This window comes from Bacillus sp. ISL-77, assembly GCF_018613105.1.
Genome location: NZ_JAGGQY010000013.1, coordinates 21,428 through 46,446, shown reverse-complemented (window position 1 = coordinate 46,446; position 25,019 = coordinate 21,428). Strand labels below are relative to the sequence as shown.

The 25,019-nt window shown below is 37.4% G+C and carries 26 protein-coding genes and 1 other annotated feature; of the genes, 15 read left to right on the top strand and 11 right to left on the bottom strand.

What is annotated here, in order from left to right; genetic code table 11:
- Window positions 1–139: 139 nt before the first annotated feature.
- Both J7E77_RS04995 and J7E77_RS31390 read right to left on the bottom strand, forming a co-directional pair.
- The gene (locus J7E77_RS04995; protein ID WP_308160410.1) at window positions 140–1,927 is read right to left on the bottom strand and encodes an MMPL family transporter; all 1,788 of its coding nucleotides are present in this window, start codon (window positions 1,925–1,927) and stop codon (window positions 140–142) included.
- Window positions 1,890–2,840 carry an MMPL family transporter gene (locus tag J7E77_RS31390; protein WP_308160409.1) on the bottom strand — a complete coding sequence of 317 codons (951 nt, stop codon included), beginning with the start codon at window positions 2,838–2,840 and terminating at the stop codon, window positions 1,890–1,892. Before J7E77_RS31390 ends, J7E77_RS04995 begins: the two co-directional genes overlap by 38 nt.
- A gap of 150 nt (window positions 2,841–2,990) precedes the next feature.
- Here J7E77_RS31390 and J7E77_RS04990 point away from each other — a divergent pair, with 150 nt between their 5' ends.
- From J7E77_RS04990 to J7E77_RS04980, 3 genes are all read left to right on the top strand, one after another.
- Window positions 2,991–3,956, top strand: a complete 966-nt coding sequence (locus tag J7E77_RS04990; protein ID WP_214712858.1) for an efflux RND transporter periplasmic adaptor subunit — start codon at window positions 2,991–2,993, stop codon at window positions 3,954–3,956.
- 128 nt (window positions 3,957–4,084) lie between these two features.
- Complete coding sequence (locus J7E77_RS04985; protein ID WP_214712856.1) at window positions 4,085–4,756, top strand: response regulator transcription factor; 672 nt, start codon at window positions 4,085–4,087, stop codon at window positions 4,754–4,756.
- 9 nt (window positions 4,757–4,765) lie between these two features.
- Window positions 4,766–6,028 (top strand): sensor histidine kinase, encoded by a 1,263-nt coding sequence (locus J7E77_RS04980; RefSeq protein ID WP_214712854.1) that lies wholly within the window; start codon window positions 4,766–4,768, stop codon window positions 6,026–6,028.
- A gap of 59 nt (window positions 6,029–6,087) precedes the next feature.
- On the opposite strand, the gene J7E77_RS04975 is transcribed toward J7E77_RS04980, so the two are convergent.
- Window positions 6,088–6,981 (bottom strand): cupredoxin domain-containing protein, encoded by an 894-nt coding sequence (locus J7E77_RS04975; protein WP_214712852.1) that lies wholly within the window; start codon window positions 6,979–6,981, stop codon window positions 6,088–6,090.
- A gap of 166 nt (window positions 6,982–7,147) precedes the next feature.
- Entirely contained in the window at window positions 7,148–7,279 is a 132-nt protein-coding gene (locus J7E77_RS31085; protein ID WP_285290482.1) for a hypothetical protein, read from the bottom strand.
- A 152-nt stretch (window positions 7,280–7,431) separates the two neighbouring features.
- Window positions 7,432–7,649, top strand: a binding site (T-box leader).
- A gap of 78 nt (window positions 7,650–7,727) precedes the next feature.
- On the opposite strand from J7E77_RS31085, the gene proS reads away from it, so the two are divergent.
- Together proS and J7E77_RS04965 are read left to right on the top strand one after the other, a co-directional pair.
- Window positions 7,728–9,158, top strand: coding sequence for a proline--tRNA ligase (gene proS, locus J7E77_RS04970; protein ID WP_214712850.1), 1,431 nt, complete (start codon window positions 7,728–7,730; stop codon window positions 9,156–9,158).
- Window positions 9,159–9,521: 363 nt separating this feature from the next.
- A complete protein-coding gene (locus tag J7E77_RS04965; RefSeq protein ID WP_214712848.1) occupies window positions 9,522–10,088 on the top strand; it encodes a GNAT family N-acetyltransferase in 567 nt (188 codons plus the stop codon).
- A 95-nt stretch (window positions 10,089–10,183) separates the two neighbouring features.
- On the opposite strand, the gene J7E77_RS04960 is transcribed toward J7E77_RS04965, so the two are convergent.
- The gene (locus J7E77_RS04960) at window positions 10,184–10,468 is read right to left on the bottom strand and encodes a YdcF family protein (RefSeq protein ID WP_214712846.1); all 285 of its coding nucleotides are present in this window, start codon (window positions 10,466–10,468) and stop codon (window positions 10,184–10,186) included.
- Complete coding sequence (locus J7E77_RS04955) at window positions 10,443–11,291, bottom strand: DegV family protein (RefSeq protein ID WP_214712844.1); 849 nt, start codon at window positions 11,289–11,291, stop codon at window positions 10,443–10,445. Before J7E77_RS04955 ends, J7E77_RS04960 begins: the two co-directional genes overlap by 26 nt.
- Before the next feature lie 312 nt (window positions 11,292–11,603).
- Here J7E77_RS04955 and hmpA point away from each other — a divergent pair, with 312 nt between their 5' ends.
- From hmpA to J7E77_RS04920, 7 genes are all read left to right on the top strand, one after another.
- Window positions 11,604–12,818 carry an NO-inducible flavohemoprotein gene (gene hmpA, locus J7E77_RS04950; protein ID WP_214712842.1) on the top strand — a complete coding sequence of 405 codons (1,215 nt, stop codon included), beginning with the start codon at window positions 11,604–11,606 and terminating at the stop codon, window positions 12,816–12,818.
- 188 nt (window positions 12,819–13,006) lie between these two features.
- A complete protein-coding gene (locus tag J7E77_RS04945) occupies window positions 13,007–13,615 on the top strand; it encodes a DedA family protein (RefSeq protein WP_214712840.1) in 609 nt (202 codons plus the stop codon).
- Window positions 13,616–13,803: 188 nt separating this feature from the next.
- Complete coding sequence (locus J7E77_RS04940) at window positions 13,804–14,577, top strand: SGNH/GDSL hydrolase family protein (protein ID WP_214712838.1); 774 nt, start codon at window positions 13,804–13,806, stop codon at window positions 14,575–14,577.
- Between the two features lie 13 nt (window positions 14,578–14,590).
- Window positions 14,591–15,505: an ABC transporter ATP-binding protein gene (locus J7E77_RS04935; RefSeq protein ID WP_214712836.1), complete on the top strand. Its 915-nt coding sequence runs from the start codon at window positions 14,591–14,593 to the stop codon at window positions 15,503–15,505.
- Window positions 15,498–16,478: an ABC transporter permease gene (locus tag J7E77_RS04930; RefSeq protein WP_214712834.1), complete on the top strand. Its 981-nt coding sequence runs from the start codon at window positions 15,498–15,500 to the stop codon at window positions 16,476–16,478. Before J7E77_RS04935 ends, J7E77_RS04930 begins: the two co-directional genes overlap by 8 nt.
- Window positions 16,479–16,696: 218 nt before the next feature.
- Window positions 16,697–17,065 carry a VOC family protein gene (locus J7E77_RS04925; protein WP_214712832.1) on the top strand — a complete coding sequence of 123 codons (369 nt, stop codon included), beginning with the start codon at window positions 16,697–16,699 and terminating at the stop codon, window positions 17,063–17,065.
- Between the two features lie 477 nt (window positions 17,066–17,542).
- Entirely contained in the window at window positions 17,543–18,106 is a 564-nt protein-coding gene (locus J7E77_RS04920) for a hypothetical protein (RefSeq protein ID WP_214712830.1), read from the top strand.
- A gap of 388 nt (window positions 18,107–18,494) precedes the next feature.
- On the opposite strand, the gene J7E77_RS04915 is transcribed toward J7E77_RS04920, so the two are convergent.
- The gene (locus J7E77_RS04915) at window positions 18,495–18,710 is read right to left on the bottom strand and encodes a twin-arginine translocase TatA/TatE family subunit (RefSeq protein ID WP_098934029.1); all 216 of its coding nucleotides are present in this window, start codon (window positions 18,708–18,710) and stop codon (window positions 18,495–18,497) included.
- Between the two features lie 125 nt (window positions 18,711–18,835).
- Complete coding sequence (locus J7E77_RS04910; protein WP_214712993.1) at window positions 18,836–19,927, bottom strand: M42 family metallopeptidase; 1,092 nt, start codon at window positions 19,925–19,927, stop codon at window positions 18,836–18,838.
- A gap of 178 nt (window positions 19,928–20,105) precedes the next feature.
- Between J7E77_RS04910 and J7E77_RS04905 the strand changes: the two genes are divergently transcribed.
- Window positions 20,106–20,417 (top strand): hypothetical protein, encoded by a 312-nt coding sequence (locus tag J7E77_RS04905; protein ID WP_214712828.1) that lies wholly within the window; start codon window positions 20,106–20,108, stop codon window positions 20,415–20,417.
- Between the two features lie 36 nt (window positions 20,418–20,453).
- Here J7E77_RS04905 and corA read toward each other — a convergent pair whose 3' ends face one another.
- Together corA and J7E77_RS04895 are read right to left on the bottom strand one after the other, a co-directional pair.
- Complete coding sequence (gene corA, locus J7E77_RS04900; RefSeq protein WP_214712821.1) at window positions 20,454–21,404, bottom strand: magnesium/cobalt transporter CorA; 951 nt, start codon at window positions 21,402–21,404, stop codon at window positions 20,454–20,456.
- Window positions 21,405–21,599: 195 nt separating this feature from the next.
- Complete coding sequence (locus J7E77_RS04895) at window positions 21,600–22,730, bottom strand: TIGR04053 family radical SAM/SPASM domain-containing protein (protein WP_251026662.1); 1,131 nt, start codon at window positions 22,728–22,730, stop codon at window positions 21,600–21,602.
- A 411-nt stretch (window positions 22,731–23,141) separates the two neighbouring features.
- Between J7E77_RS04895 and J7E77_RS04890 the strand changes: the two genes are divergently transcribed.
- Both J7E77_RS04890 and J7E77_RS04885 read left to right on the top strand, forming a co-directional pair.
- On the top strand, window positions 23,142–23,915 hold the full coding sequence (locus J7E77_RS04890) for a C40 family peptidase (RefSeq protein ID WP_214712819.1): 774 nt from the start codon (window positions 23,142–23,144) through the stop codon (window positions 23,913–23,915).
- A 114-nt stretch (window positions 23,916–24,029) separates the two neighbouring features.
- Window positions 24,030–24,659, top strand: a complete 630-nt coding sequence (locus J7E77_RS04885; RefSeq protein ID WP_214712817.1) for a TVP38/TMEM64 family protein — start codon at window positions 24,030–24,032, stop codon at window positions 24,657–24,659.
- Here J7E77_RS04885 and J7E77_RS04880 read toward each other — a convergent pair.
- Window positions 24,656–25,006 carry a hypothetical protein gene (locus J7E77_RS04880; RefSeq protein WP_098934025.1) on the bottom strand — a complete coding sequence of 117 codons (351 nt, stop codon included), beginning with the start codon at window positions 25,004–25,006 and terminating at the stop codon, window positions 24,656–24,658. The two genes, J7E77_RS04885 and J7E77_RS04880, sit on opposite strands and share 4 nt — an antisense overlap.
- Between the last annotated feature and the right edge of the window lie 13 nt (window positions 25,007–25,019).

The window sequence follows — 25,019 nt, the reverse complement described above, 5'->3', positions numbered from 1 at the left end:
AAAAAGGGAAAAATTTCATGACAGATAAGTATCTTCATTGTATATACCACACTTTATGTACGAGACAAGAGTGAAAAAGTTTCAAAAATATATAAAGCCATAAAAATGCACGCTGATCCTTTTGATCAGCATGCATTGATTAGTTTATATGATTTGCACTATCATTATTTTTTCTAAATGGCCACCAATTGGCCTCGCCGAATGTTTTTACCATAACAGGTACAAACAGTGGGAGCACAACAAGTGAGTATAAGGCTAAGCCGATTAATAGGATCGTAGCAATTTCCAGTAAGGACAATACCCCTGATGGCATCATCGCTGCAAACGTTCCGCCTAAGATGATCGCTGCTGAAATAATAACTGTACCCATTTTTTTCATCGAAATCAGGATTGCTTTTTCAACCGGCATGTTTCGGTATTCGTTGAACCGGTCCATTAAGAAAATACTGTAGTCAATTCCTAAAGCTACTAAAATAACAAAGGCAAAGAAGGGAACTGCCCAACTAATACCTGAATATCCTAATAAATTAACAAAGATCTTTTCCGAAATAGCCATCGAAGTATAGTAGGTTAGGACTAATGATCCAATCAGATAAAGGGGCATAATTAGTGAACGCAGTAGGATGATTAAGATAATACTTATCCCGACTAGCATTAATACGACGGTTCTTGAATAATCCGCTTTTGAAATAGTATCAAGATCGTTATGCATACTCGATACACCGCCAACAGCCACTTTAGCATTTTCCAGTTTGGTGTCTTTAATAACACGTTTGACTGCTTGCTTAATTTCAGGAACGCGATTAATCGCTTCATTAGAATATGGATTTTTATTAAATATCACATCAATCGTCATTACTTTTTTGTCGTTTGACATGTAGGCATTCAGTGCTTGCTCGAAATCTTTGCTGTCAAGGACTTCCTGAGAAATATAAAATCCGGTTTGCTTCTGTTTGAATACCTCGGAAAGATAATCTTGAGCAGAATTAAGGCCATCCGAAACTTTATTTAATCCGTCAGAACTTTGCGTTAACCCATCAGAAAGCTGAGTGATCTGTCCACAAATGTCTTGGAAGCCAGTAAGGAGCTGCTTCTGCCCATCATTTATTCCAGAGAGTCCACCTGTAAATTGCGGAAGTCCATCAATGACTTTTCCTTGCCCTTGGGCCATTTTATCTAATCCTGTTTCAAGGTCGGAAATTCCTTTTAACAGTCCTTCCATACCGGTAATTAGGGCTTTCTGGCCATCTGTTATTTCTGCAAATTTACTATTAGCAAACTGAATTCCTGTTTGTGCGCCTTTTAAGCCAGTATTTAATTGCTGCAATCCTCCCGCTAATTCTTTTGTTGCCATTTGCGAGCCCTGAACAGTCATTTTGATAGCTTGATAGTTTTGATTTTCTCCAATGTCACTATATTGTTTTTCAAGATTAGTAAAATATTGATTTGTAGCAGTTAGGGTTTTGTTCAATGTCTCCAACCTTGTCGCTACATCTTCGTATTGACCTTGAAGAGTAACTAATCCAGCACTTGCTCTTTGGTAGCCGGCAAGCAATTGTTTACTACCAGCCAAAACCTCCGCAGATTTTGTCTTTATCTGAGCCAAACCTTCTTTAATCTGTGTTGAACCAGCGGAACCAGCTTTCAGACCCGTCTCAATTTCAGTAAGTCCGCCTTGAATGTCTCCCATTCCAGTTTTTAATTTATTTGTTCCATTTATTAATTCACTGATGCCAGCTGTGGCTTCCTGCATTTTAGGCTGATTAGCCGCCATCTGGCTGCCTGCTTCCTCCAAACCATCACTAATTTTTTTAATCCCATCATTGCCCTGACCAAGTCCATCACCAAGACTTACCACCTGTTTGGAAAGATATAAATCATCAATCGGCTCACCGGTTGGCCGACACAGAACGAACCGTATCAACATCATTTACCTTTTCTAGCTCTTGACTCATTTTTTCCGTAATCGCAATATAATCAGAAGTATTCATTTGATCATCGTTTTTAATGACAATTTGGGTTGGCATGGATTCACCAGGACCAAATGATTCAGAAATGATATTGAAGCCTTTTATCGAAGGAAAATCATCGCTGATTTCTTCAAGTGAATTAAATGATAATTGATCCTTATACGTAAATAAGAAAGGTACAGAAATAATTCCAACGATTATAAAAGCAATCAACGGACGTGCCAGCGCAAATCTCCCGGCCAAGCCCCAAAATTTACTTTCACTGTGTTCAAGTTTTCCTTTAGATGGCCAAAATAGTTTTTTGCCAAGCACAGCCATGAAAAAGGGAACAACAGTTACAAGTGCTATTAGAAGAATCGCCACACCTATCGCAACAGCAGCTGCTGACTGATAAAGCTTGAAGGTGGAAAAGCCAATCGAAGCAAAACCAATCATTACAGCGACTCCGCTAAAGAAAACTGTTTTTCCGGCTGTCCGATAGGTTTCCACAATGGATTCTGTAACACTATCATTCTTTGCCATTTCCTCTTTAAAACGACTAAGCAGCAAAATACAATAGTCCGTTCCATTTCCGAAGAGGACGGCAACTAAGAAAATCTGAGTAAAAGTGGATAGAGGGAAGTTAACCTTATCCACTAATAGGGAAACTATGGATTGGGCCGTAAGATAACTGAAACCAACTGTTACTAACGGAATAATTGGTGCAATCGCCGACCTAAATACAAGAAGGAGGACAATTAGAATGAAACCAACGGTAATTCCTTCTGTTTTCTTCAAACCTTCCTGGGAATTGGTGACCAAGTCATCACTGATTACCCAGTTTCCCGTATAATAATGGTCCAACTTTACTTGATCAATCGCTTGATACAAATCATCCTTGACACTACCTGTTCAAATTTATGTTTTCCTCAAAACTTACTATCTTTTAAGGAAAAGTTAAGAAATAAACATAATAATGGGTGTAGATTAGATTATTTGGCTTCCTGGGGGGAATTCAGGACGGAAAAGGAGCAAGTTTAGATGAAAAAATGGATAATTATTGTAGGTAGTGTACTCGTTGTTGGTTTCGTTGGTTATCGATGGGATTCATTAAAGTTAGGTACACAAACGGTGTCAGCGCAAGTCAGAACAGCAGTTGTTCAAAAAGGGACGTTAAACGTCAACATTAGTGGTTCGGGGACAGTTCAAGCGGTAACGAGTGAAGATATTAAAACAACGTTTAATAATAATGAAGTTGATGAAGTACTTGCAGCTGTGGGGGAGAATGTAACCGAAGGAGATGAGTTAATTACTTTTTCAGATGGAAGTGACCCTATAACAGCGCCCGCCACTGGGGTTATTACGACAATCGCAGTTTCCGCAGGAGAGCCAGTAACAAATGGACAAGTTGTTGCCCATGTCACAAACTATAAGCAATTACAAACCGTGGTTCAAATTGATGAGCTTGATATATCCAAAATTAAAAAGAATCAGCCAGTTGACCTAACCATTAATGCGTTTCCTGATCAAGTATTTACTGGTAAAGTATCTGCAATTTCTGAAGACGGAGCATCATCAAACGGAGTCTCTACTTTTGATGTTACCATTTCTATTGATAAACCAGATCAACTTAAAGTCGGGATGAGTGCGGAAGCAAGAATCTTAACAGAAAGTAAAGTTAATGCCCTTTATGTTCCACTTGATGCTGTATACACATCAAACAATAAGAAATATGTCATAGTCAATTCGAAGAGCACAGATAGTAACACCTCTGGAACGGAGAAAAATACAGTTCAAACGGGCATCGCAAATGAAGATTATGTGGAAATAACAAAAGGAGTATCGGAAGGAGAAACAGTAAAATTACCTCAATTAGCAAAAGCGAGCTCGTCAAATAATTCAAGTAGTAATTCCCAAAGCAGTGTTTTTGGTGGAATCGGAAACGTGGGCGGAATGAACCGGAACTTTGGAGGTCAAGGACAATTTGGCGGTAGGGGTGGAAACTAAACAGGAGGTAATTTTAGCTTCCCAAACACCTCTTTTAAATGAAAGGTAAACAGCGGACATGTCCTATGTTACGATTGCTTTATTTGCTATATAATTATTTTTAGATACAAACTTAGGAGAGATTGAAAATGCGCTTATTAGTTGTGGAGGATAATCTTCCTTTATTGGAATCGATTGTTCAGCTTTTATCAGATGAGTTTGAAGTGGATCAAGCATCCAATGGTGAGGATGCCTTATTTTTAGCGATGCAAAACATCCATGATGTGATTGTACTAGATGTCATGATTCCTGAGATTGATGGGTTCGAAGTTTTACGAACGATTCGAAAGGAAGGATTAAAGATTCCTGTCCTATTCCTTACTGCAAGGGATTCCCTCGAAGATCGTGTCAAAGGCTTAGATAGCGGTGGAGATGATTATTTAGTTAAACCATTTCAAGCAGCAGAATTGAAAGCCAGAATCCGTGCCTTATTAAGAAGAAGCGGCAGCTTAACAACCAATCAAACCATTCAATTTCGCGGCATTGAATTGTTAGGGAAGGAAAGAGATATTGTCGTCGATGGTGAGCAGTTGAAACTCACGGCAAAGCAATATGAGTTATTAGAATATCTGATTCAGAATAAAGGCGCAATCCTAACGAAAGAGCAAATCTATGACCGTGTATGGGGCTTTGATTCGGATACAACAATCGCTATAGTTGAGGTATTCATGCACCACCTCCGTAAAAAATTAGAACCGTCAGGCTATCATACCGATATTAAAACCATTCGTGGCGTAGGTTACATGTTGAACGAAGAATAGGGGCATCTCATGTTTCGGCAAACACTTATTAAGCTGACATTTTTAAATTCATTAGTCTTTATTGTACTTATCAGCGCACTCGGAAGCGTTATTTATTTTTACACAGAGAATAAATTATATAGGGATGTAAACCAATCGCTCCATGAATCGATTGAACATTTTCAAAAGCAGCCGGAGGGACCAGGTGAAATTCGTGGGGACGATGGGGGGCCTATTCCTAAATTTATCAGGAGAGATCCCCGGATATTGACCCTAATCTGGGATGAAAATAATCAGCTCTTGTTGGAACAAAACCGTGATTCTGAAATTTTTCAAGATAATGAGAAGCTGATTCGCCCAAAAACATTAAATACCTTAAAGGATGTTGATGTAGAAGATTTTTCGTTTAGGTATATTGCCTTCGAAGTGGATCATCCTCAACTAGGAAAAATCACTGTTCAATTCATCCGTAATGTAAACTCTGAACAAAAATTACTCGAAAGACTATTGTTGATAATGCTGATTGGTATGGGAGTTGGAATCATTTGTGCAGTTGCTTCTGGTTATTTTTTAGCAGGAAAGGCACTTGTACCGATTAAAAAGGCTTGGCAAAAGCAGACAGAATTTGTTTCCGATGCTTCGCATGAGTTAAGAACCCCATTAGCCGTCATCCAAGCAAAAACGGATTTACTATTTCGGTCTCCCGCTGCAACAATAAAGGATAAAATTCTTGATGTATCAACGATTTCAAATGAATCCAGGCGACTTTCCAAATTAGTCACCAACTTATTGACACTGGCGAGATCGGACTCTGACCAAATTGAAGTGAAAAAGGAAACGTTCCATCTAAATGAACTTTTAAAAGAAATCCATCAACAATACGAAGAAATTGTTATGTATCAAGAAAAATCACTGCGGATAGAAGCAGCTGAACCTGTTACCTTTTTTGGTGATAAAGCGAGAATTCATCAACTTATCGTCATACTATTGGACAATGCGATGAAATATACAATGGAAGGAGGAGAGATCCTGCTATCTTGCGGACATACTCATTCGTCTATTTTCCTTAAAGTAAAAGATAACGGAATTGGTATTCCTGAAATGGATATCCCTAAAATCTTTGACCGATTCTATCAAAGCGATAAAGCTAGAACGGCTGCCGAGGGAACAGGATTGGGCCTGTCGATTGCCAAGTGGATTATTGAGAAGCATCATGGAAAAACAAAGATACAAAGCACCCTTGGTAAAGGGACAACAATTGAAATTACTTTTCCAAAAACCCCAAAAAATTGAATTTGTTTTTTTCTAAACAAAAAGCACACGAATGAAGTTGTCGTGTGCTTTTGGCATTCTTATTCAACAATAATTGTCCCTTTAAACATTTGCATTCCGCAGCTAAAGGTATATTCTCCGGACTTATCCGGGGTAAAAGTTAGTTTTGTTGTTCCAGTTTTTAGGTTGACATTGTTAATATTAAAATCAGGAATCATAAAGGTGGATATACAATTACTACTATCCAATGGATTTTTAATTTCTAGTTCTACTGGTACACCCTTTTTAACTAGAATAACATTAGGTGTGTACCCCTGTGTGGTTACTTCCATCTTTACAAGTGGCTTGCTTTCCTTTGTCACATCAACTTTCGTTTTGGGAACCTCTTGACTAGTAGCAGCTTGTTTAGTTGCTGTTTGCGTTGTTTGACTTTGACCAGGAATTTCGACCATATCACTGCTATACATAAATAAAAATAATGATACTATCACAACGCCTCCTGCGATGATCGCAAATGGTGAGAGCTCTTGTGTATCAAGGGATAATTTATTATTCGATTCCACGAAAATATACATGATCACGAATCCAATAATTAAAATATAAAAACCTAACAAGATTCCAAGTAAAATAGTAGGATTAATAAATTGAAGAAATGCACCGAGAATAGCTCCAATGATCCCGCCCATTAAACCAGAAATTGATCCCATTAGGATGGCTAATATCCCAACGGGGTGTCCAGCTAAGAAACCTACGACGAAACCAATAATCATACTGACTCCTACTACTAGAAAAATCTCACTGGAAATGATGCCAATGATACTGCCGGTCAGTAACCCTGTGATTACCGCGATGACCATACTAATCATAATCCCAGATGTATTGGCTAGCTTATTTTTATGACGGTAAACAGAATAAATGGAATATCCGGTACCAATGGCAACTACAATTGCCGAAATAATCGCAAAAATATTCATTTTATGTCTCCTCAGATGTGTATGATTTATTCATTAAATAATTTACAACATATGAGTATTATAAATGGAAATAACCCATTCAAATTTGTATTTTTAGTGATTAATATGAACGTTTTATGAATATTAATGAGGTTAAACAAGGATATGGAATAGTAGGAGATCGATTTTATTCTTTATTTTCTTTATCAAGGGTATTTTTAAAAATTCTTTTCATGGCCTCATTCTGCATCTTGATATATTCAAGTAGAAACTCTTTTTCTTCTTCCTCTTGTTGGAGATCTTCCTTTTCTTTTTCCAAGTAAGCCACCCCATTTTTTTAATTACTAGCATTTTAACTGATTTATTTAGACGTTTAAAGTAAATTTGAAGGAAAATTGCAGGCTTCAGCAATATATTCCATAAAAAAAATTGACTTTTTTTATAATGAAATATATAATTTTCAAAAATACTATTGAAACTGTGACGGGGATTAGTAAAGTGAAAAGGTCTTATCAAGAGAGGAAACCAATGGTGCGAGGTTTCTTAAGATGGTCATTTGAACCTGCCTCTGAGTTCTGTATCGGATACATATGAAGATACATGCGGATAATGTCCGTTATCATGGAAAGTGTATAAAGCTTTTTAGCTTTATGAATTTAGGGTGGTACCGCCAGGCCTTGGTCCCTTTTTTGAGGATCAAGGCCTTTTTGTGTAGAAAAGCGGGAGCGACCGTTACTTATTTAAAAAAATTTAATGAGGTGTCAAACATGGCAAAAGAATTTGTAAAAGATGTAACTGCAATGGACGATGATTTCGCCCAGTGGTATACCGATGTAGTAACAAAAGCTGACTTAATTGATTATTCAAGTGTTCGTGGCTCGATGATTATTCGACCATATGGTTATGCTTTATGGGATAATATAAAAAATGAATTGGATCGCCGTATAAAAGAAACGGGGCATGAAAATGTTTATATGCCTTTGTTTATTCCTGAAAGCTTGCTGCAAAAAGAAAAAGATCATGTTGAAGGTTTTGCACCAGAAGTGGCGTGGGTCACACATGGCGGATCTGAACCGCTGGCAGAACGATTAGTTGTCCGCCCTACATCAGAGGTTCTTTTTTGCGAGCATTATAGTAACATCATCCATTCTTACAGAGATCTGCCAAAGCTTTATAACCAATGGGCAAACGTGGTCCGTTGGGAAAAAACAACCCGTCCATTTTTACGGACATTAGAGTTTTTATGGCAGGAAGGTCATACCGCGCATGCAACTGACGAAGAGGCTATGGAAGAAACCATTAAAATGCTAAATGTTTATGCCGCAGTTTGTGAAGAAATTCTTGCGATTCCAGTTGTAAAAGGCCAAAAGACGGAAAAAGAAAAGTTTGCAGGTGCGAAAGCTACTTTTACGATAGAAAGCTTAATGCATGATGGAAAAGCATTACAGTCTGGTACATCCCACCACTTCGGCACAGGATTTGCCGAGGCATTTAACATTCAATATACAGACAAAGAAGGAAAGCTCCAATATGTGCATCAAACCTCTTGGGGCTTCACCACAAGGATTATCGGTGCCTTAATCATGGTGCATGGCGATGACCGCGGCCTTGTGATTCCGCCAAAAGCTGCACCAACTCAAGTGATGATTGTGCCGATAGCTCAGCATAAAGAAGGCGTTCTTGATTTTGCCTATGAGTTAAAAGAGACTTTATCAAGTGTTGTACGTGTAGGGATCGATGCTAGTGATAAAAAGCCAGGCTGGAAGTTCAATGAGTATGAAATGAAAGGTATTCCAGTCCGTCTTGAGGTGGGACCTAAAGATATCGAAAACAAGCAAGTGGTCTTAGTAAGACGCGATACTTTAGAGAAAGTGTTTGTTCCGCTCGACCAATTAGAAACGAAGCTTGTTGAGTTATTAGATGAAATTCAAACAAATTTATATAATAAAGCACTTACTCATCGTGAAGAAAGAACCACTGTTGCTGTAACACTTAATGAGTTAAAGCAATCACTCGAAGCAAAACCAGGTTTTATCAAGGCCATGTGGTGCGGCGAATTAGCTTGTGAGGAAAAAATTAAAGAAGATACTGGGGCAACATCTAGATGTTTGCCATTCGAGCAAGAAAAAGTATCTGACAAATGTGTATGCTGTGGAAAAGAAGCCAATAAAATGGTTTATTGGGCAAAAGCATACTAAAAATAGCAAACTTTCGGGCTCTTCCTGGTTGGGAAGGGTCTCTTTTATTATATATTGTCTGCAACTGTGAACGAAATTAAGTTTATGAGCGGATTTTTCAATTGAATGGGCGAATTTCTTGGTTTTATGAGCGAATTTCTCAGTTCAATGGGCGAATTAAACTTTCGGTGTATCAGCGGATTTTTCAATCAGCGGATTTATTGATTCAATCAGCGAATTTATCAATTCAATCAGAGAATTTAATGATTTAATCAGCGAATATTCCCATTCTATCAGCGAATCGGCTCCTCCATATTTCTTTCTGAAAAAAGGAATGAACAATGATCGTAGCGAATTATTTATATTCAGAAGGAGGGCAAGATTATGAAACCAATACTACTAGACTTTCCAAATCAATTTTACACAGAAAGATTATTAATACGTATGCCTCTGCCCGGAGATGGTAAAGTGGTGTACCAAGCAATGCAGTCTTCGTTAAATGAAATAAAAGAATGGATGCCTTGGGCCCACCACGAGCAAACCGAGGAAGATGTAGAAGTAAATATGCGTGAGGCACATGCTAAGTTTTTAACCCGTGAGGATTTAAGGTTACATATATTTAATCGAGAAACAGGAGAATTCATCGGTTCTTCTGGATTGCACAGGATCAACTGGAATATCCCAAAGGTTGAAATAGGTTACTGGATTGATACGCGCTTTAGCGGGAAGGGGTATATAACGGAGGCGGCAGAGGCGATAACGAAATTTGCCTTTACTGAACTCAATGCAAAACGGGTTGAAATTCGTTGTGACTCAAAAAATATCAAAAGTCGGGCCATTCCTGAACGATTAGGGTTTACCTTAGAAGGCATTTTTAGAAATGATGAAATGTCTGCAGATGGCCAAGATTTAAGAGATACGTGTGTATATGCAAAAACTAGTAATAGTTGAGATGTTTGGTATTAGAAAAGAGTACTGAATTTCAGTACTCTTTTTTATTATGAAAAACCGATCAATTCTTTCACAATTGATATCAAATCTCGAAATTAATCAAGGAAATATCTTTTTAGATAGAATTTAGTAATCGCCAAATATTCGCGGGAATAGGATTTTACCACAGCAATCCATGGTGTTTCTGCTGGGAGTCCCTGCACCTGTAGGCCATAATCACGGGCAATTGAGACTGCCCGGTAGAGATGAAAATTATTTGTAACGACAAGACCAATCTTGGCACCTTCGGGAATAAGCTTTTTCGAAAAATTTATATTTTCATATGTATTAGATCCCCCAGTCCTTTCCTTTTCATTATTCACACACCCACGAAAGTCCAAGCGTTCCTACCCCAGTATGCACACCTGCCACAGTAATCAGCATCATTAATTCAGTTTGGATATCAGGGAATGTTTCGTTGACTAATTGTTCAAGCACGGCAGCTCTCTCGATATCATTAGCATGAACGATAGCAACTTTTCTAACATTCTTTGTTTCCAAGTCTGTTTGTAAATTATTAATCAACCATGAAATCGCTCTTTTTTCGGTTCGAACCTTATCTTTTATCTTTGCGCCACCGTCTTCAATCGCTAAAATCGGCTTTATATTAAATAATGAAGCTAGTATTGCTTGGCCGCCGGATACTCTGCCGCTTTTTTTGAGTTGGTCCAGATTTGAGGGGACTAAATATAAGCGTGTAATGTCGCGTAGTGCATTTAATTCTGCGACAACCTCACCGCTATCAAGTCCTTTTTCCACAAGTTCGATCCCTTTTTTTATTAAAAAAGAAAGAGGGTAGGAACCTGTCATGGAGTCGATGGGAAACAGTTTAAAATCAGCCATTTCTGCTGCCATTACAGAGGTTTGAAACGTCCCTGATAAGAGACTGGAAGCATGAATGGCTATTCCGTAGTCATAGTCTTCCTTTAACTTTGTATAAAGTTCCACAAAATCACCCAGGGCAGGCTGGGAGGTTTGAAATTTCGAATCCTCATGTTTCATTCGCTCATAAAACTCTTTTTGTGTAATATCTATTGTTTCCTTGTAGGATTCTTGGTTAATTACAATGTTAAGTGGAACTACATGTATATTATTTAGCTCGATAAACTCTTTGCTTAGCGAAGCTGTTGTGTCAGTAATCCATGCAATTTTTGCTGCATTCATGTTAATCCTCTTCCTCCAGTGAAATCTCTTATTTCTATATCATATAATCTCAATATTGCTCATTACACATGTTAGTTTTATACCATTTGTTTTGATAACTAGATTCAACATTACAAGAAGGAATATTAACCAACAAGTTATATTTGTCATGTTAAAATATGAAAACTTTGTGAAGTTTTTAGGCGAGAAACACTAAAAAGTACATAGTTCTAATTATTCAAAAATAGTAGTCTGTGATTTAAATCACTTATTTCGTGTGTTAAATATCATATAATCACTATGGAAACAGTGAAATATATAGGGAGTGTTAAAATGTTAGATCAAAAAACGATTGAAATAATCAAATCAACTGTACCTGTTTTAGAAAAACATGGGGAAAAAATTACAACTCGATTTTACCAATTGATGTTTGGCAACCATCCTGAATTATTAAATATATTTAATCATGCTAATCAAAAACAAGGCAGACAGCAAAAAGCATTGGCTGGAACGGTATATGCCGCAGCCATGTATATCGATAATCTGGAAGCTATTCTTCAAGTAGTGAAGCAAATTGCACAAAAACATAGAAGCCTTGGCATCTTGCCTGAACATTACCCGATTGTCGGTAAACATCTACTGCTAGCGATTAAGGATGTATTAGGTGATGCAGCAACAGACGAGATTATTGACGCATGGGCCCAAGCGTATAATGTAATTGTAGATGTTTTTATCAGTGTAGAAGCAGAATTATATGATGAAACTGAAAATCAACATGGTGGTTGGAAGGGATTTCGCAACTTTATTGTTGACCGTAAAGTAGTTGAGAGTGAAGTGATCACCTCGTTTCACTTAAAACCAGAAGACAACAAAGGAATTGCCGATTTTACCCCTGGTCAGTATATTAGTATCAAGCTAGAAATGGCTGGTGAAAAGTTCACACATATTCGTCAATACAGCCTATCAGATGCTCCAGGTAAAGACTATTACCGAATCAGTGTTAAACGCGAAGCGGGAACTGCAAACCCGGACGGCATGGTATCTAATTACTTACACAATGGAGTGAGCCAAGGAGATATTTTAAAAGTAAGTGCTCCAGCGGGGGATTTTGTTCTTGATACTGAGAAAAATACTCCTGTTGTGTTACTAAGTGGCGGCGTTGGTTTAACACCAATGATGAGTATGTTAAAAACAGTCGTTGAAGTCCAGCCAGAACGTAAGGTAACATTTGTCCATGCAGCTGCGAATGGGAATGTACATGCACTAAGAGACGAAGTAGAAGAGGTATCAAAGCTTGAAAACGTACATTCTTATTTCTTTTACGATTCACCAACAGAAGAGGATCGCAAGAATAACCTCTTTGATGTTGAAGGCTATGTAACCCGTGAGTGGCTGAAAGAAAATATCACAACCAAGGACGCCGATTTTTATTTCTGTGGACCTGTTCCATTTATGAAAGCTATTAATCGTTCATTAAAAGAATTAGGGGTAAATCAAGAAAGAATTCACTTTGAATTTTTTGGTCCTATGGGGAATTTAGAAGAATAACAGAGAAACAAGCCGATTTCTAATAGAAGTCGGCTTTATTTTTGTAGTGAACTTACGAACAGCCTTTCAAAGAATATAAATTTGAATCTACAAGTCGATAACTATATTAGAGAAGTTTGGTTAAAATACCAATAAGATTGATGCCATTTCAATGCCAAATATCCCTTTTAGGAAAGGAGCTAACATTATTGCATTTTTTAACGACGATCATGAACGAGTACGGGTATCTTGTTCTTTTTCTTTCCATTACTCTAGGTATTTTTGCACTTCCGATTCCAATGGAAGCAATGTTGGCATATGCAGGATTTTTATCCTTTCTTGGAAAGCTTAATTGGATTGGAAGTATACTCGCTTCTACAGCTGGTTGTACGCTAGGAATGTTGCTTTCCTATTGGGTAGGCTGTAAGCTGGGGATTCATTTTTTTGAAAAGCATGGGAAGCGGCTACATTTAGAACCAGATCGTTTGAATTCAATTTCAAACTGGTTAAGAAAATATGGCAATAAAATATTAATCATTGCCTTATTTATTCCAGTATTTAGGCATTTTATCGGTTATTTTTCAGGGATTACACGTTTACCAATTAGGGTTTATACCTTGTATACAGGGCTCGGGTCAGCGATTTGGGTTTCTAGTTTTATCTCTTTAGGAAAAATACTTGGTCCTCAATGGGAAGTTTTTTTTGAGCTCATCAGGAAATATTTAATTTTAACTAGCGTAGTTATTGTCATTTTAATTGTAATTATTTATGGGATTAGGAAATTAAGGAATGTAGTTATAGAAACAGGAACCAAATAGGAGAACAAATTAAGATCAAAGGAGTCCTCTCAACGGTTCCTTTGATTTTTATTTAGAGAAAATAGTTGTAGAAGTTAACAATTTTCGAACTTTATGTATTTTATACGATATATGTTCCTTGAAAGTTTGATTCATATCTCAACTATGATTAAATTAAATAGAGAAATGGCCAGAAAGGATGTTATTTAATGAATAAAAATGTCATACGTTCGATCACGGGCATAGCTGTATTATTTTGCCTCCTCTGGCTGATCGGGCTTGGCTGGGCGGTAGGGGAATTTTATGCTGGAAAACCAGAAAAGGTTCCAGAAGCAAAAACCGTTTCCAAGGTGGAAAATAAAAAGGGGTTAACCATCGTGGCGTTAGGTGATTCGTTAACTCGAGGAACAGGCGATGAAACCGGAAAAGGATATGTGGGTGTCTTGATTGATGAAATCAAGGGAAAAACAAAGCGTCCGGTACAGTTGACCAACCTTGGCATCAATGGACAAAGATCTGGATCTCTTAGGAAGCAAGTACAGGAAAAAGAAGTAGGGCGCCAAATTCAAAAAGCGGATATTGTCCTAGTGACGATTGGCGGAAACGACTTGTTCCGCGGGGGGCAAGGCTTAAGCGATTTTGAAACTGAAGATATTGCAGCGATTGAGAAGAAATACCTGGATAATTTGAAGTTTGTTTTTGAGCAAATACGTAAAAACAATACAAATGCCAATGTGTTTTTCATTGGTTTGTATAATCCATTTATTGAATTAGAGCAGGGAAAAGAGATGTCGAAAGTGGTCCGCCACTGGAATTACGATAGTGCAGAAGTCAGTGCCTCTTTTCCAAAAATCGTGTTTATACCAACCTTCGACTTGTTTGAGTTAAAGGTTAATGACTACTTATATTCCGACAAGTTTCATCCAAATTCAAAAGGGTATCGTTTAATTGCCGAACGGGTAGCCTCATTGCTTACCTGGTAAGGAGAGGAATTCGATGGAGAAAAAAATTACACTATCTGTAAAAAATCTTAAAAAAGTAATTGGAAAAAAGGAAATTATCAAGGGATTGACTTTCGATTTACGGGAAGGAGAGGTATTTGGCTTCCTAGGCCCAAATGGAGCAGGGAAAACAACGACGATCCGCATGCTTGTTGGATTAATCAAACCCACATCCGGCAGCATTCACATTTGTGGCGCGAATATAGAAGAGAATTTTCAAGAAGCAATGACCAATCTTGGTTGTATTGTCGAGAATCCAGAATTGTATCCATATCTTTCCGGGTATAATAACCTCCTTCATTTTGCCAGAATGCTCGAAGGAATCGGAGAACAACGAATTAAAGAGGTTACTGAACTTGTTGGTTTAACAGAAAGAATTCATGATAAGGTAAAAACCTATTCTTTAGGGATGAGACAACGTCTTGGGATTGCTCAAGCCTTATTAGGAAGACCAAAAGTGCTGATTCTTGATGAGCCAACTAATGGGTTGGATCCGGCAGGAATCCGTGAAATGCGACAATTTATCAGGTTTCTTGCAGAGGATGAAGGCTTAAGCGTCTTAGTTTCCAGTCATTTGCTAAGCGAAATTCAACTTTTGTGTGACCGTGTCGCGATTATTTCAAAAGGGACGATTATTCGAACGGATACTGTCCATCAACTGCTGGCAAATCGCGAGAGAGTCGTTTGGCAGGTTCATCCGCTTGAGAAGGGAAAGGAAGTATTAAGTTCGTTAACCAAAATTGATGTAACAGAAGATGGTACCATACTGACAGAATTTAATGAACAAAAGATACCTCTATGGAATAAGCAGTTGGTTGAAGCAGGAATTGCTGTGACTGAAATGAATCGAAAAATGCCAGTCCTGGAAGATTTATTCCTCGAACTTACGGGGGGTGATACAATTGAATAAATTGATTCAAAATGAAATGATGAAACTGATTGCCAAGAAGCGGCTTATTGTTATTGCTATCATTATTGGTGTTCTTGTCATGTTATTTACATATGCACAATATAAACAAGTTCAAACACAACGAGAAAAATTGGGAACTAGTGATTGGCGAACAATTTTACAACAGCAAATTGTTGATACGACCAATCGTTTGAGCAGCAGTCGGATTACCGATGAATGGAAGAAACAACTGCAAATATCCCTGCAACAGCAACAATATTATCTGGATCATGATATTAATCCTTCTGAGCCTGGTGCACCAACGTTTATGAGGATTTTCTTAGAAAACTCGATTGATCTCTTTATTCCATTAATGGTCATGGTCATTGCCAGTGATTTGGTTTCATCCGAGCACAGTTTAGGATCAATTAAACTGCTATTGACGAGGCCGGTCAAACGATGGAAGGTACTCTTAAGTAAATATTTGACGCTTTGCTTAGCCATTTCTTTAATTATTGCGATCTCAGGAATCCTTTCTTATTTGATTTCTGGTTTGGTGTTTGGATACAAAGGCTGGGGAGCACCCATTTTAACAGGATTTAATGTGACCGAAACAGGCTTAAATACTTCAGAAGTCAAACTTATGGGGCAATGGAAATTTTTATTAATGGACTTTGGACTGGTCTGGTTTGTCTCTATTGTCGTCGGTACCTTATCCTTTATGTTGTCGGTTTTGATTCGCAGTACGGCTGCCGGCATGGGTGTCATGCTTGCCTCCTTAATCTCAGGAGCTATATTAACGAACATGGTATCCTCCTGGGAATCTGCAAAGTACTTTTTTATGGTTAATTTACGGTTAACCGATTATATGAAAGGAACAGCACCTCCGATTGAAGGCATGGATCTTTCATTTTCCATCCAAATCCTCCTTATATGGTGGGCTGTTGCCTTATTCGTTTCATTTTTTGTCTTTACTAGAAGAGATGTCTATTAGAGAATGCTATTTCCGTGTTTGCGGGAATAGCTTTTTTATTGGGTGTGTTATGGTCATAGTTGATTTTTATAGCCAAGGTGATTGGAGCGAAGCGCCTGGAGTGGAAATCAACAGCCCAGTTTAACAGAGTTAAATTAAAAAACGAAAGTTCAAACTTGAAAGAATATTATAAAATCAATAAAATATAGAGAGGATAATTGACAAATTTAGGAGTGTCTATGTCATTTGCAATAAAAAAGATCGATCATATTCAACTTGCTGGCCCAAAGGGCTGTGAAGAAACCGCGAGGGAATTTTTCAATGGAATTCTGGGATTAATTGAAGTAGAAAAGCCAGCAGAATTAAAGAAACGCGGTGGGGTTTGGTTTGAATTTGGGACCTTTCAACTTCACATTGGGGTAGAGGAACCATTTTCACCAGCTAAAAAAGCACATCCTGCATTAGTGGTAGAAAATATCGAGGAATTAAAAGGTCATCTACGTGAAAAGGGAGTTTTGTATACAGAGGACGATCTACTTCCAGGGGCGAGCAGAATTCATGTACATGATCCGTTTGGCAATCGACTTGAATTATTAGAATGGCTCTAGAAATTACGTTGAGATAAATACAGCCCCACTCCAGAAAATTGGAATGGGGCTGAATGCCTTAAATTGGGGGATTGAAGGCACATTTCTTAGGGATGATTCTATTCAATTTCCTGCAAGGGGAGGGGACCCCGGCCGGAAGGAAATTTGCATAAATAATGGTTAGGTTTACTGTTTCACAGTAACTTTCACTGGTTCTCTACTTACACCAAAGTGTTGCCTGCACCGAGGATGACGATTTTTGGTTTGTTCATAACTTCCCACTCCTAACACTTTTGTAAAGTATTTTCTCTAATTTATTGTGAAACATTTCACATATCTTCTCTGCTTTTAGAATACGATAATCCAAATAAAATCTCAAGTGTTTTATAACTAAATATTTGTCGAAATGGTAAATTTTTTTTTACCAACTGGGAATGATAATTCCGTACCGTTAAAAAAGGTTTATTTTACTAATTAAAAAATCGGAAGGAGATAATTATGAAGTTTAAAATGTTACTTTTATCATTAGGATTATTATTGTCTGTGCCTGGAATGGCTGGAGCAAACCAAACGGTGCCTGACACCAATAATGGGGGGCAAAGGGAAAAAGCACCTTGTGATTGTAAAGAGGGCAGAGAGCATCATATGATGCATAAAGATTGGCAAGCAAAGATGGCGGAAAGAGAGAAAATGCTTCTATCATGGGTAGACCAGTATACTCCAGATAAAAAAGGCGAGTGGACAACCGTCCTTGCGGAAAAGAAGACACTAAGTAACCATTGGATGAGTCCTGAAAATGCTGAAAAACGTGAGCAATGGAAAAAAGAAAAAATGGTGAAAATAGAAGAACTAAAAAAACAATTTGATGCAGGTAAGTTAACAAAAGAGGAATTTATAAAACAGGCACATGGCGGAAAAGAAATGTCACATTGGAGGACATTCCATGAATTAAGGAATGCCGTTGAAAAGAAAGACAATAAACAGGCCGTGGTACTTCTAAATCAACTGTTAGATCAAACAAAACAGCATAATCAAAAAATCAAAGAATTACTGAAAAAGTAATGAGCTTCTATCGAAAAACTAATTCAAAGGGATTAGTTTTTTCTTTGTTTAAACAGGTCAATCTTCAATTATTCAACCTCTTCATGATGACAAGATGTCAATAATTACTGCTGTTAAAATAACTTATTAAAGGGAATATTTAAGAATGATTAATTCCGAGGAGGTATGAAATGAGAAGGAAAAATTTAATGATGACCACCGTTGCACTAGGTGCTGCATATTTACTTCGTAATCCAAAATCCAGGCAAAAATTAATGAATCAATTTCAAGCATTTACTAAAAAATAATCCAAAAAACATCCTCCTCAATCAGTTGATGGGGATGTTTTTTGGATGTCTTTTAATGATGCAAGAAATTACCAATGATTGACGACAATAAGTCATAAAACTTATTTTTTTAAACTAATTGTTTCTTGTTTAGTCTCTTTGATTTCCTCTTTTATCTCTTCCTTTATATCGTCAGCAATTCCATCAGTCGCTCTTTTAAATTCGCGAATCGATCTGCCAAAAGCACGGCCAACTTCAGGAAGTTTGTTTGGACCGAAGACGACTAAGGCTACGATTAAAATCAAAATTAATCCGGGTACTCCAATATTAGAAAACATATTTTCATCTCCTAGTGATGAATGCTAGTTAAACCAGTGTCTATTATACCTTTTTATCATTAATTGTACAAAATCTAAATGGAATCGTAAAAAAACCGGTGGACCCACCACCAGCTTTAATAGTCCTATCTGATTAAATCTGATTGAATGTAATGATACAGTAGTTTGGAAGTGTTATCAATGGAAGATTCGTGTGTACGCTCGAATGCATGTGATGAATCGATGCCAGGTCCAATAAGACCATGGACAATATCATGACCAGAGCGGATCGCTGCTGAGGCATCTGAGCCATAAAAAGGATAGATATCTAATTTGTATTGGATATTGTTTTCTTCTGCTAGTCGAACTAAGTTTTTTCTCAACTCATAATGATAGGGTCCACTTGCATCCTTCACACAGATCGAAACAGTATACTCATCTGTCGATTGTCCGTCGCCCATTGCTCCCATATCGACTGCTAAATACTCAACCGTTTCTGGAGTAATATTCGAGTTTCCACCGTATCCGATTTCCTCATTATTAGAAATTAAGAAATGGGTTGTATAGGGAAGGGTAATATTTTCAGTCTTAATTTTCTTTATTAATTGCAGAAGAATGGCCACACTTGCTTTATCGTCCAAGTGGCGGGATTTAATGTAGCCGCTTGGTGTTACTTCTACACGTGGGTCAAATGAAACAAAATCACCGACCTCAATTCCCAATGCACGAACATCCTCAGCAGTATGTACTTTCTCATCAATTCTAATTTCAATATTTTCCTGATTTCGCTCAGCTTTCCCAGCATCTTTATAAACATGGACTGATGTTTGGTGCATTAAAATAGTTCCAGAATATTTTTTGCTGCTGCTGGTTTCGATTTGGCAATATTCTCCTTCAATCGAGTTATATTTAAATCCGCCAATCAAGTCAATTTTCAAGCGACCATTTGACTTTACTTCCTTTACCATCGCACCGAGAGTATCTACATGTGCCGTAAGCATACGGTGATTACTTGAATCAATACCTTCAATTGTGGCTATTAAACCGCCTTTACGGTTTCTATAGGATTTGATTTGTAAGTCAGCAAGGTAATTTTCAACAAAGGTAATCACGTCATTTGTGTTTCCTGAAGGGCTTGGAATGGATACCAAGTCAGTGATTAATTTTAAGGTTTCTTGTGGATTTATAGTAGGCAAAGCAATTACCCCTTTCTGTTTTCTTTCACTAATATTATACATAATTACGAAAATGATGTGTCTAGATACGATTATTATCAACTTTTCCTTAGGTGATGCATAGGTTAACAAGTATTAAATTTTTTTAAATAGGAATAAAAAATGACGGTATGGGCATGAATGGAAATATTCTAACTATTTAAAAAACTAATAGAATATATACCAATGGGAGGGGAAAAAGTTGACCAGAGCCGAATTATACCACTCTAAGCCGAAGCAATCATCCTTTAAGGGTCTATTTTTTTTCATATTAGCTTGTATTGTATTAACTGCCGGTTTTTTTGCTTTTCGTTATTTCTATCAAAACACAATTCGAATTGAAGCACCAATAGAAAATCCGGGACCAAAGGTGGTTATCCATCTTCCAAACGGACAAAAGGTCTATACGTATGAGAATCTAATTTTTGAAAAGGATGGGAAAACCTATTATAAGGGTGAGCGCAACACGATTGATTTAACAGGGGGAACCGTTGACTTTGAAGAGTGGAAATAAGTAGAAGTCAAGAAAGACTAGCGGCAGCTAGTCTTTTTATTTAAACCATCCCTTTTTCTTAAACCAAACTGACATGCCGATCGCTACGAGAATCATCAGCCCAATGGTTGCGAAATATCCATATTTCCATGTCAACTCAGGCATATAATGAAAGTTCATCCCATATAGTCCTGCAATAAAGGTGAGCGGCATGAATATGGTGGTAATAACGGTAAGGACCTTCATTACATGATTTGTTTGGTGTGAATTTATCGAAATATAACTATCCCTGATGTCCGTGGTGAGTTCACGGTTTGCCTCAATCATCTCGGTTAATTTTAATAAATGGTCATGAATATCGGAAAAGTATTCCCTTTTCCTCTGAATGGAAGTCATTCGCTGAGAATTTAGGACCCTGTAAATTAGATCGCGCATCGGTGTAATGGTATGCCTCAAGGATAGGAGGTGGTGTCTAGTGTCAAATAAATCCTCGAGCAATGCCTCCATTGATCTTCCTTTAGAATTCTCGTCAATTTCATTTAACCGATCTTCAATTTGATAGACAAGTGGGAAATAATTATCAACCATTTTATCAAGTACAAGGTAAAAAACATGGGATGGATCCCACGTTTTTATGTTAGTCGATAAATTCAAACGTTTCCATACTTCCTCAATTTCAGTTGAAAATTTATGATGAAAAGTAATTATATAGTTCTTGCTAAGAAAGAAATCAATTTCTTCCCGAGTAAACATCTGTTGATTTAGTGCTTGTGTAACTAAAAAAGTGTGATCTTCATAATAATCCAACTTTGGTCGCTGTAAAGTATGGATACAATCCTCAATGGCTAGTGGGTGAAAGGAAAGAGGGGTTCTTAGGAATTCGATTTCTTCGGTGGTTGGCTGATGAAAATCAATCCAATACCATTGAAAATCTCCACTTATCAGTTCCTCAATTGAAAGGTCTGGTTTCAATTGGTTAGTTTGGGATATCGCAATTGTTCTAATCATGTTAACTCCTTAGTTCGTTCGATTATCATTCCATAAAAAGATATTATGTATAACCTTATCATAACTTTTATTGTTCAATTTTCAAAATTATATAAGGAGTTTCCCTGTCTTTATTGTCCATTTCGAAATTGAGGATTTAATGGAAAAAAAGAGGCATTCTATATAGCAGAATGCCTCTTTACTAATTAATAATGGTTATACGATTGGTGAAGTTTCTTTATTCCGCATCGCTTGTGGTATATAAACACAGAACGGTTCACTTTCCAGATAATCGCCTGTTACGGCATAAGTTCGTGAGCGGGAACCGCCGCACATTTTGTTGTATTCACAGACGCCGCATTTGCCTTTGTAGTTATCAGGTTGACGTAGTTCTTTAAATACTTTTGCCTCACGATAAATTTCTGCAAGCGGGGTATCACGGATGTTACCACCGACAATAGGAAGTAATCCACTTGGCATAACATCTCCAATATGGGAGACAAAGGCGAAGCCGTTGCCATCATTTACCCCTTTTGGTGCACGCTTCAAGCCATCATGCATGGAAGCAAAATCAGTTGTAATCGAGTCTTCGTAATGAATTTCACCTTTTTCAATTAACTGGTCGCGCGTCTTTTGCTGTAAAACAACCCTGCGGTAATGTTGTGCTGCGGTAGTTTTAATATCATATGGTGCAGTTTTGCTTAATTCATACAACCAACGAAACACCTTTTCATGCTCAGCAGGAGAAATACATGCGTCCATTTGACCTCTGCCAGTTGGGACAAGTAGGAAGATGTACCACATAACAGCGCCTAGCTCGCCAACTAGTTTTGCCATTTGTTCAAGCGAGTCATAATTATAACGAGAGATTACTGTATTGATTTGGAGCGGCATGTCTAATTCATTTAAGTATTTAATTTTTTCAACGGTTAAATCAAATGATCCAGGGGTCCCGCGGAAATGATCATGAATCTCGGGTGTTGGGCCGTCTAAACTAAAGCCCCAGCGTGAGAGTCCGACATCTTTGAACAGTTTCATTTTTTCTTTTGTTACATTCGCTGTGGCACTAGGTGTCATGGAAACGCGCATCCCTTTTTTAATTGCATAATCAGCAAGTTCATAAAGATCTTCTCTCATCATACAATCCCCGCCTGTAAAAACGAGCATTGGATTATCCATCTCATAAATTTGATCAATTAAATTGATTCCTTCTTTATGTGAAAGTTCCCGTGGGTCTGGAGTAAGCTGCGCATCAGCACGACAGTGAATGCACTTAAGCTGACAGGCTCTCGTTACTTCCCAAATAACGATAAATGGATTTTTATCATAATCTATTACATTTCTCATTCCATGAGGGTGCCCCATAGCATGTGGATGTCCTTTTCCTATTCCTTGCATCATCATCACCCAAATTCATTAATATTTATAAACTATAGGTTTATTATAGGTTTATCAGCCCACAGTGGATGGGAGTATTGTTACAATATTTCTACATCCTAGTGAGAATTATGTGATATCTATAAAAATCATAAACTTCTTTTCTATTACATTTATGTTACAAAAACATTAAAAAATAATGTAAGATTCCATGAAAAACATGATAAATAGTGGATAGTTACTTAATTGTGTTTGTTATATTTACGGTTTTCTTTGCTAGTATTGGATTTTTTTACCTTGTAAGTCATATCCTTGGGGTTTATTCCATCCTTAATGTTCGTTTATGATGTAGGTACACAAACGAATTGAAGGGGTACTACGATGAAAAAACAACTATTATCATTCGTAGCAACGGCGGGGATCCTGTTTTCTACATTTGTTGGTTCTGCTAGTGCACATGAAAACATTTATACTGTCCAATCGGGAGATACACTTTGGAAGATTTCACAAGCAAACAAAGTCTCAGTTGCTGACTTGAAAACTTGGAATCACCTAACAAGTGATAATCTCTATGTAAATCAGAAGCTATCATTATTAGCACCACACAGCCACGAACTAGTTGCACCTACCTATACGGTCCAAAAAGGGGACACACTTTACCTTATTTCAGTACGCTACAAACTTTCCATTGCCCAGCTTAAATCACTGAATAACCTCACATCAGATACGATCTATGTAGGACAAGTCTTAAAGGTAACTGCGGGAGGTACATCAAATCTAGCACCTGCACCAACTATATCAAAGGCGCAACTGGTGATGGATGAAGCCAAAAAATACATAGGAACACCGTATTTATGGGGTGGCAATACGCCGGCAGGTTTTGATTGCAGTGGTTTGACAAGTTATGTATTTAATAAAGTTGGAGTAACCATTCCACGAACGGCAGCAACACAATGGTCTGGACTGAAAGCTGTCAGCAGCCCAAAGCCTGGAGATCTAGTATTCTTTGAAACATACGCTCCTGGTCCTACACATGTAGGGATTTATTTAGGAAACAACCAATTCATTCAAGCGGGATCAAAAGGTGTATCGATTGCAGATATGACAAATTCCTACTGGAAACCAAGGTACCTTGGTGCAAGGACTGCATTTTAATTGTGATAAGTAGAAGGGTCTTTCAACATTAGAAAGGCTCTTTTTATTTTTTCAAAATTAAAAATATAGTATGATAAGGCTAATCAAAAAAATTGAAGTGAATGGAGTTGTCGGATGTTTAAAAGAATTTTAAGTATAGGGATATTGCTAGTAATTATTACGATTGGTTTTTTACAAAAGGATGAATTACTGCATCTTGTTAAACAAGGCGGAGCCTTTTCGATTTTCATTAGTATGTTATTAGTGTCGATATGTGTCTTTTTTCCTATCATCCCGTTTCCAGTTTTAGCAGGAATGATCGGAGCCGTATTTGGAACAGCCCAAGGGATGCTTGTATCCTTAACAGGGGCCATGGCTGGGACGATGGCTTTCTTCTTCATATCCAGGTATGGTTTTCGCGATTTTGCCCAGGATAAACTGATGAAATATCCAAAAGTTCAGGAATACGATGAGTTTTTAAACAGAAATTCCTTTGTAGCGATATTAACCTGTCGATTAATTCCTATCATTCCAGCACCGGTTGTCAATATCATTTGTGGATTAAGTCATGTGAGATGGCTAACATTTTTTACCGCATCCATGATCGGAAAAGTTCCAAACATTCTGCTTTTGTCTTATGCAGGTGCTTCATTTAGTAATAACAAGCTTTATTCTTTCGGACTTTACGGCGCCTATATGGTCATCATTATCCTGATTAACTTTGTTATTGTTTATCGAAAGCAGGCAAAGAATTCTCTTGATTAAACAACTTCTTGAATATTTAAATCATTTTGTTCCTCAACGGAGATTAGTTCCTTAAAGAAGCTTTTTAAAATCAGCCATTTAGCAGGATAGCTGTAAATAAAATCTTCGATCACCTGTGAAGAGTAATACAAAAAACAATCGATAGGAACTTTTTCTTTTTTTAAATCGTATAAAAGTGCATGTGGAATGGTGTAATAGTCATTCAACTGGTAGGGGTTGAACTTTACTACTTGAATTTTTTGGTCGTGGATCATCTTCTTTAAGGATTGTTCTTGAACTGAAATACTTTCTTCCTTAGTTAGACCATTTAAACAAATACGATCATTGATAAAATAAATTCCCTTCATATACAACACCTCA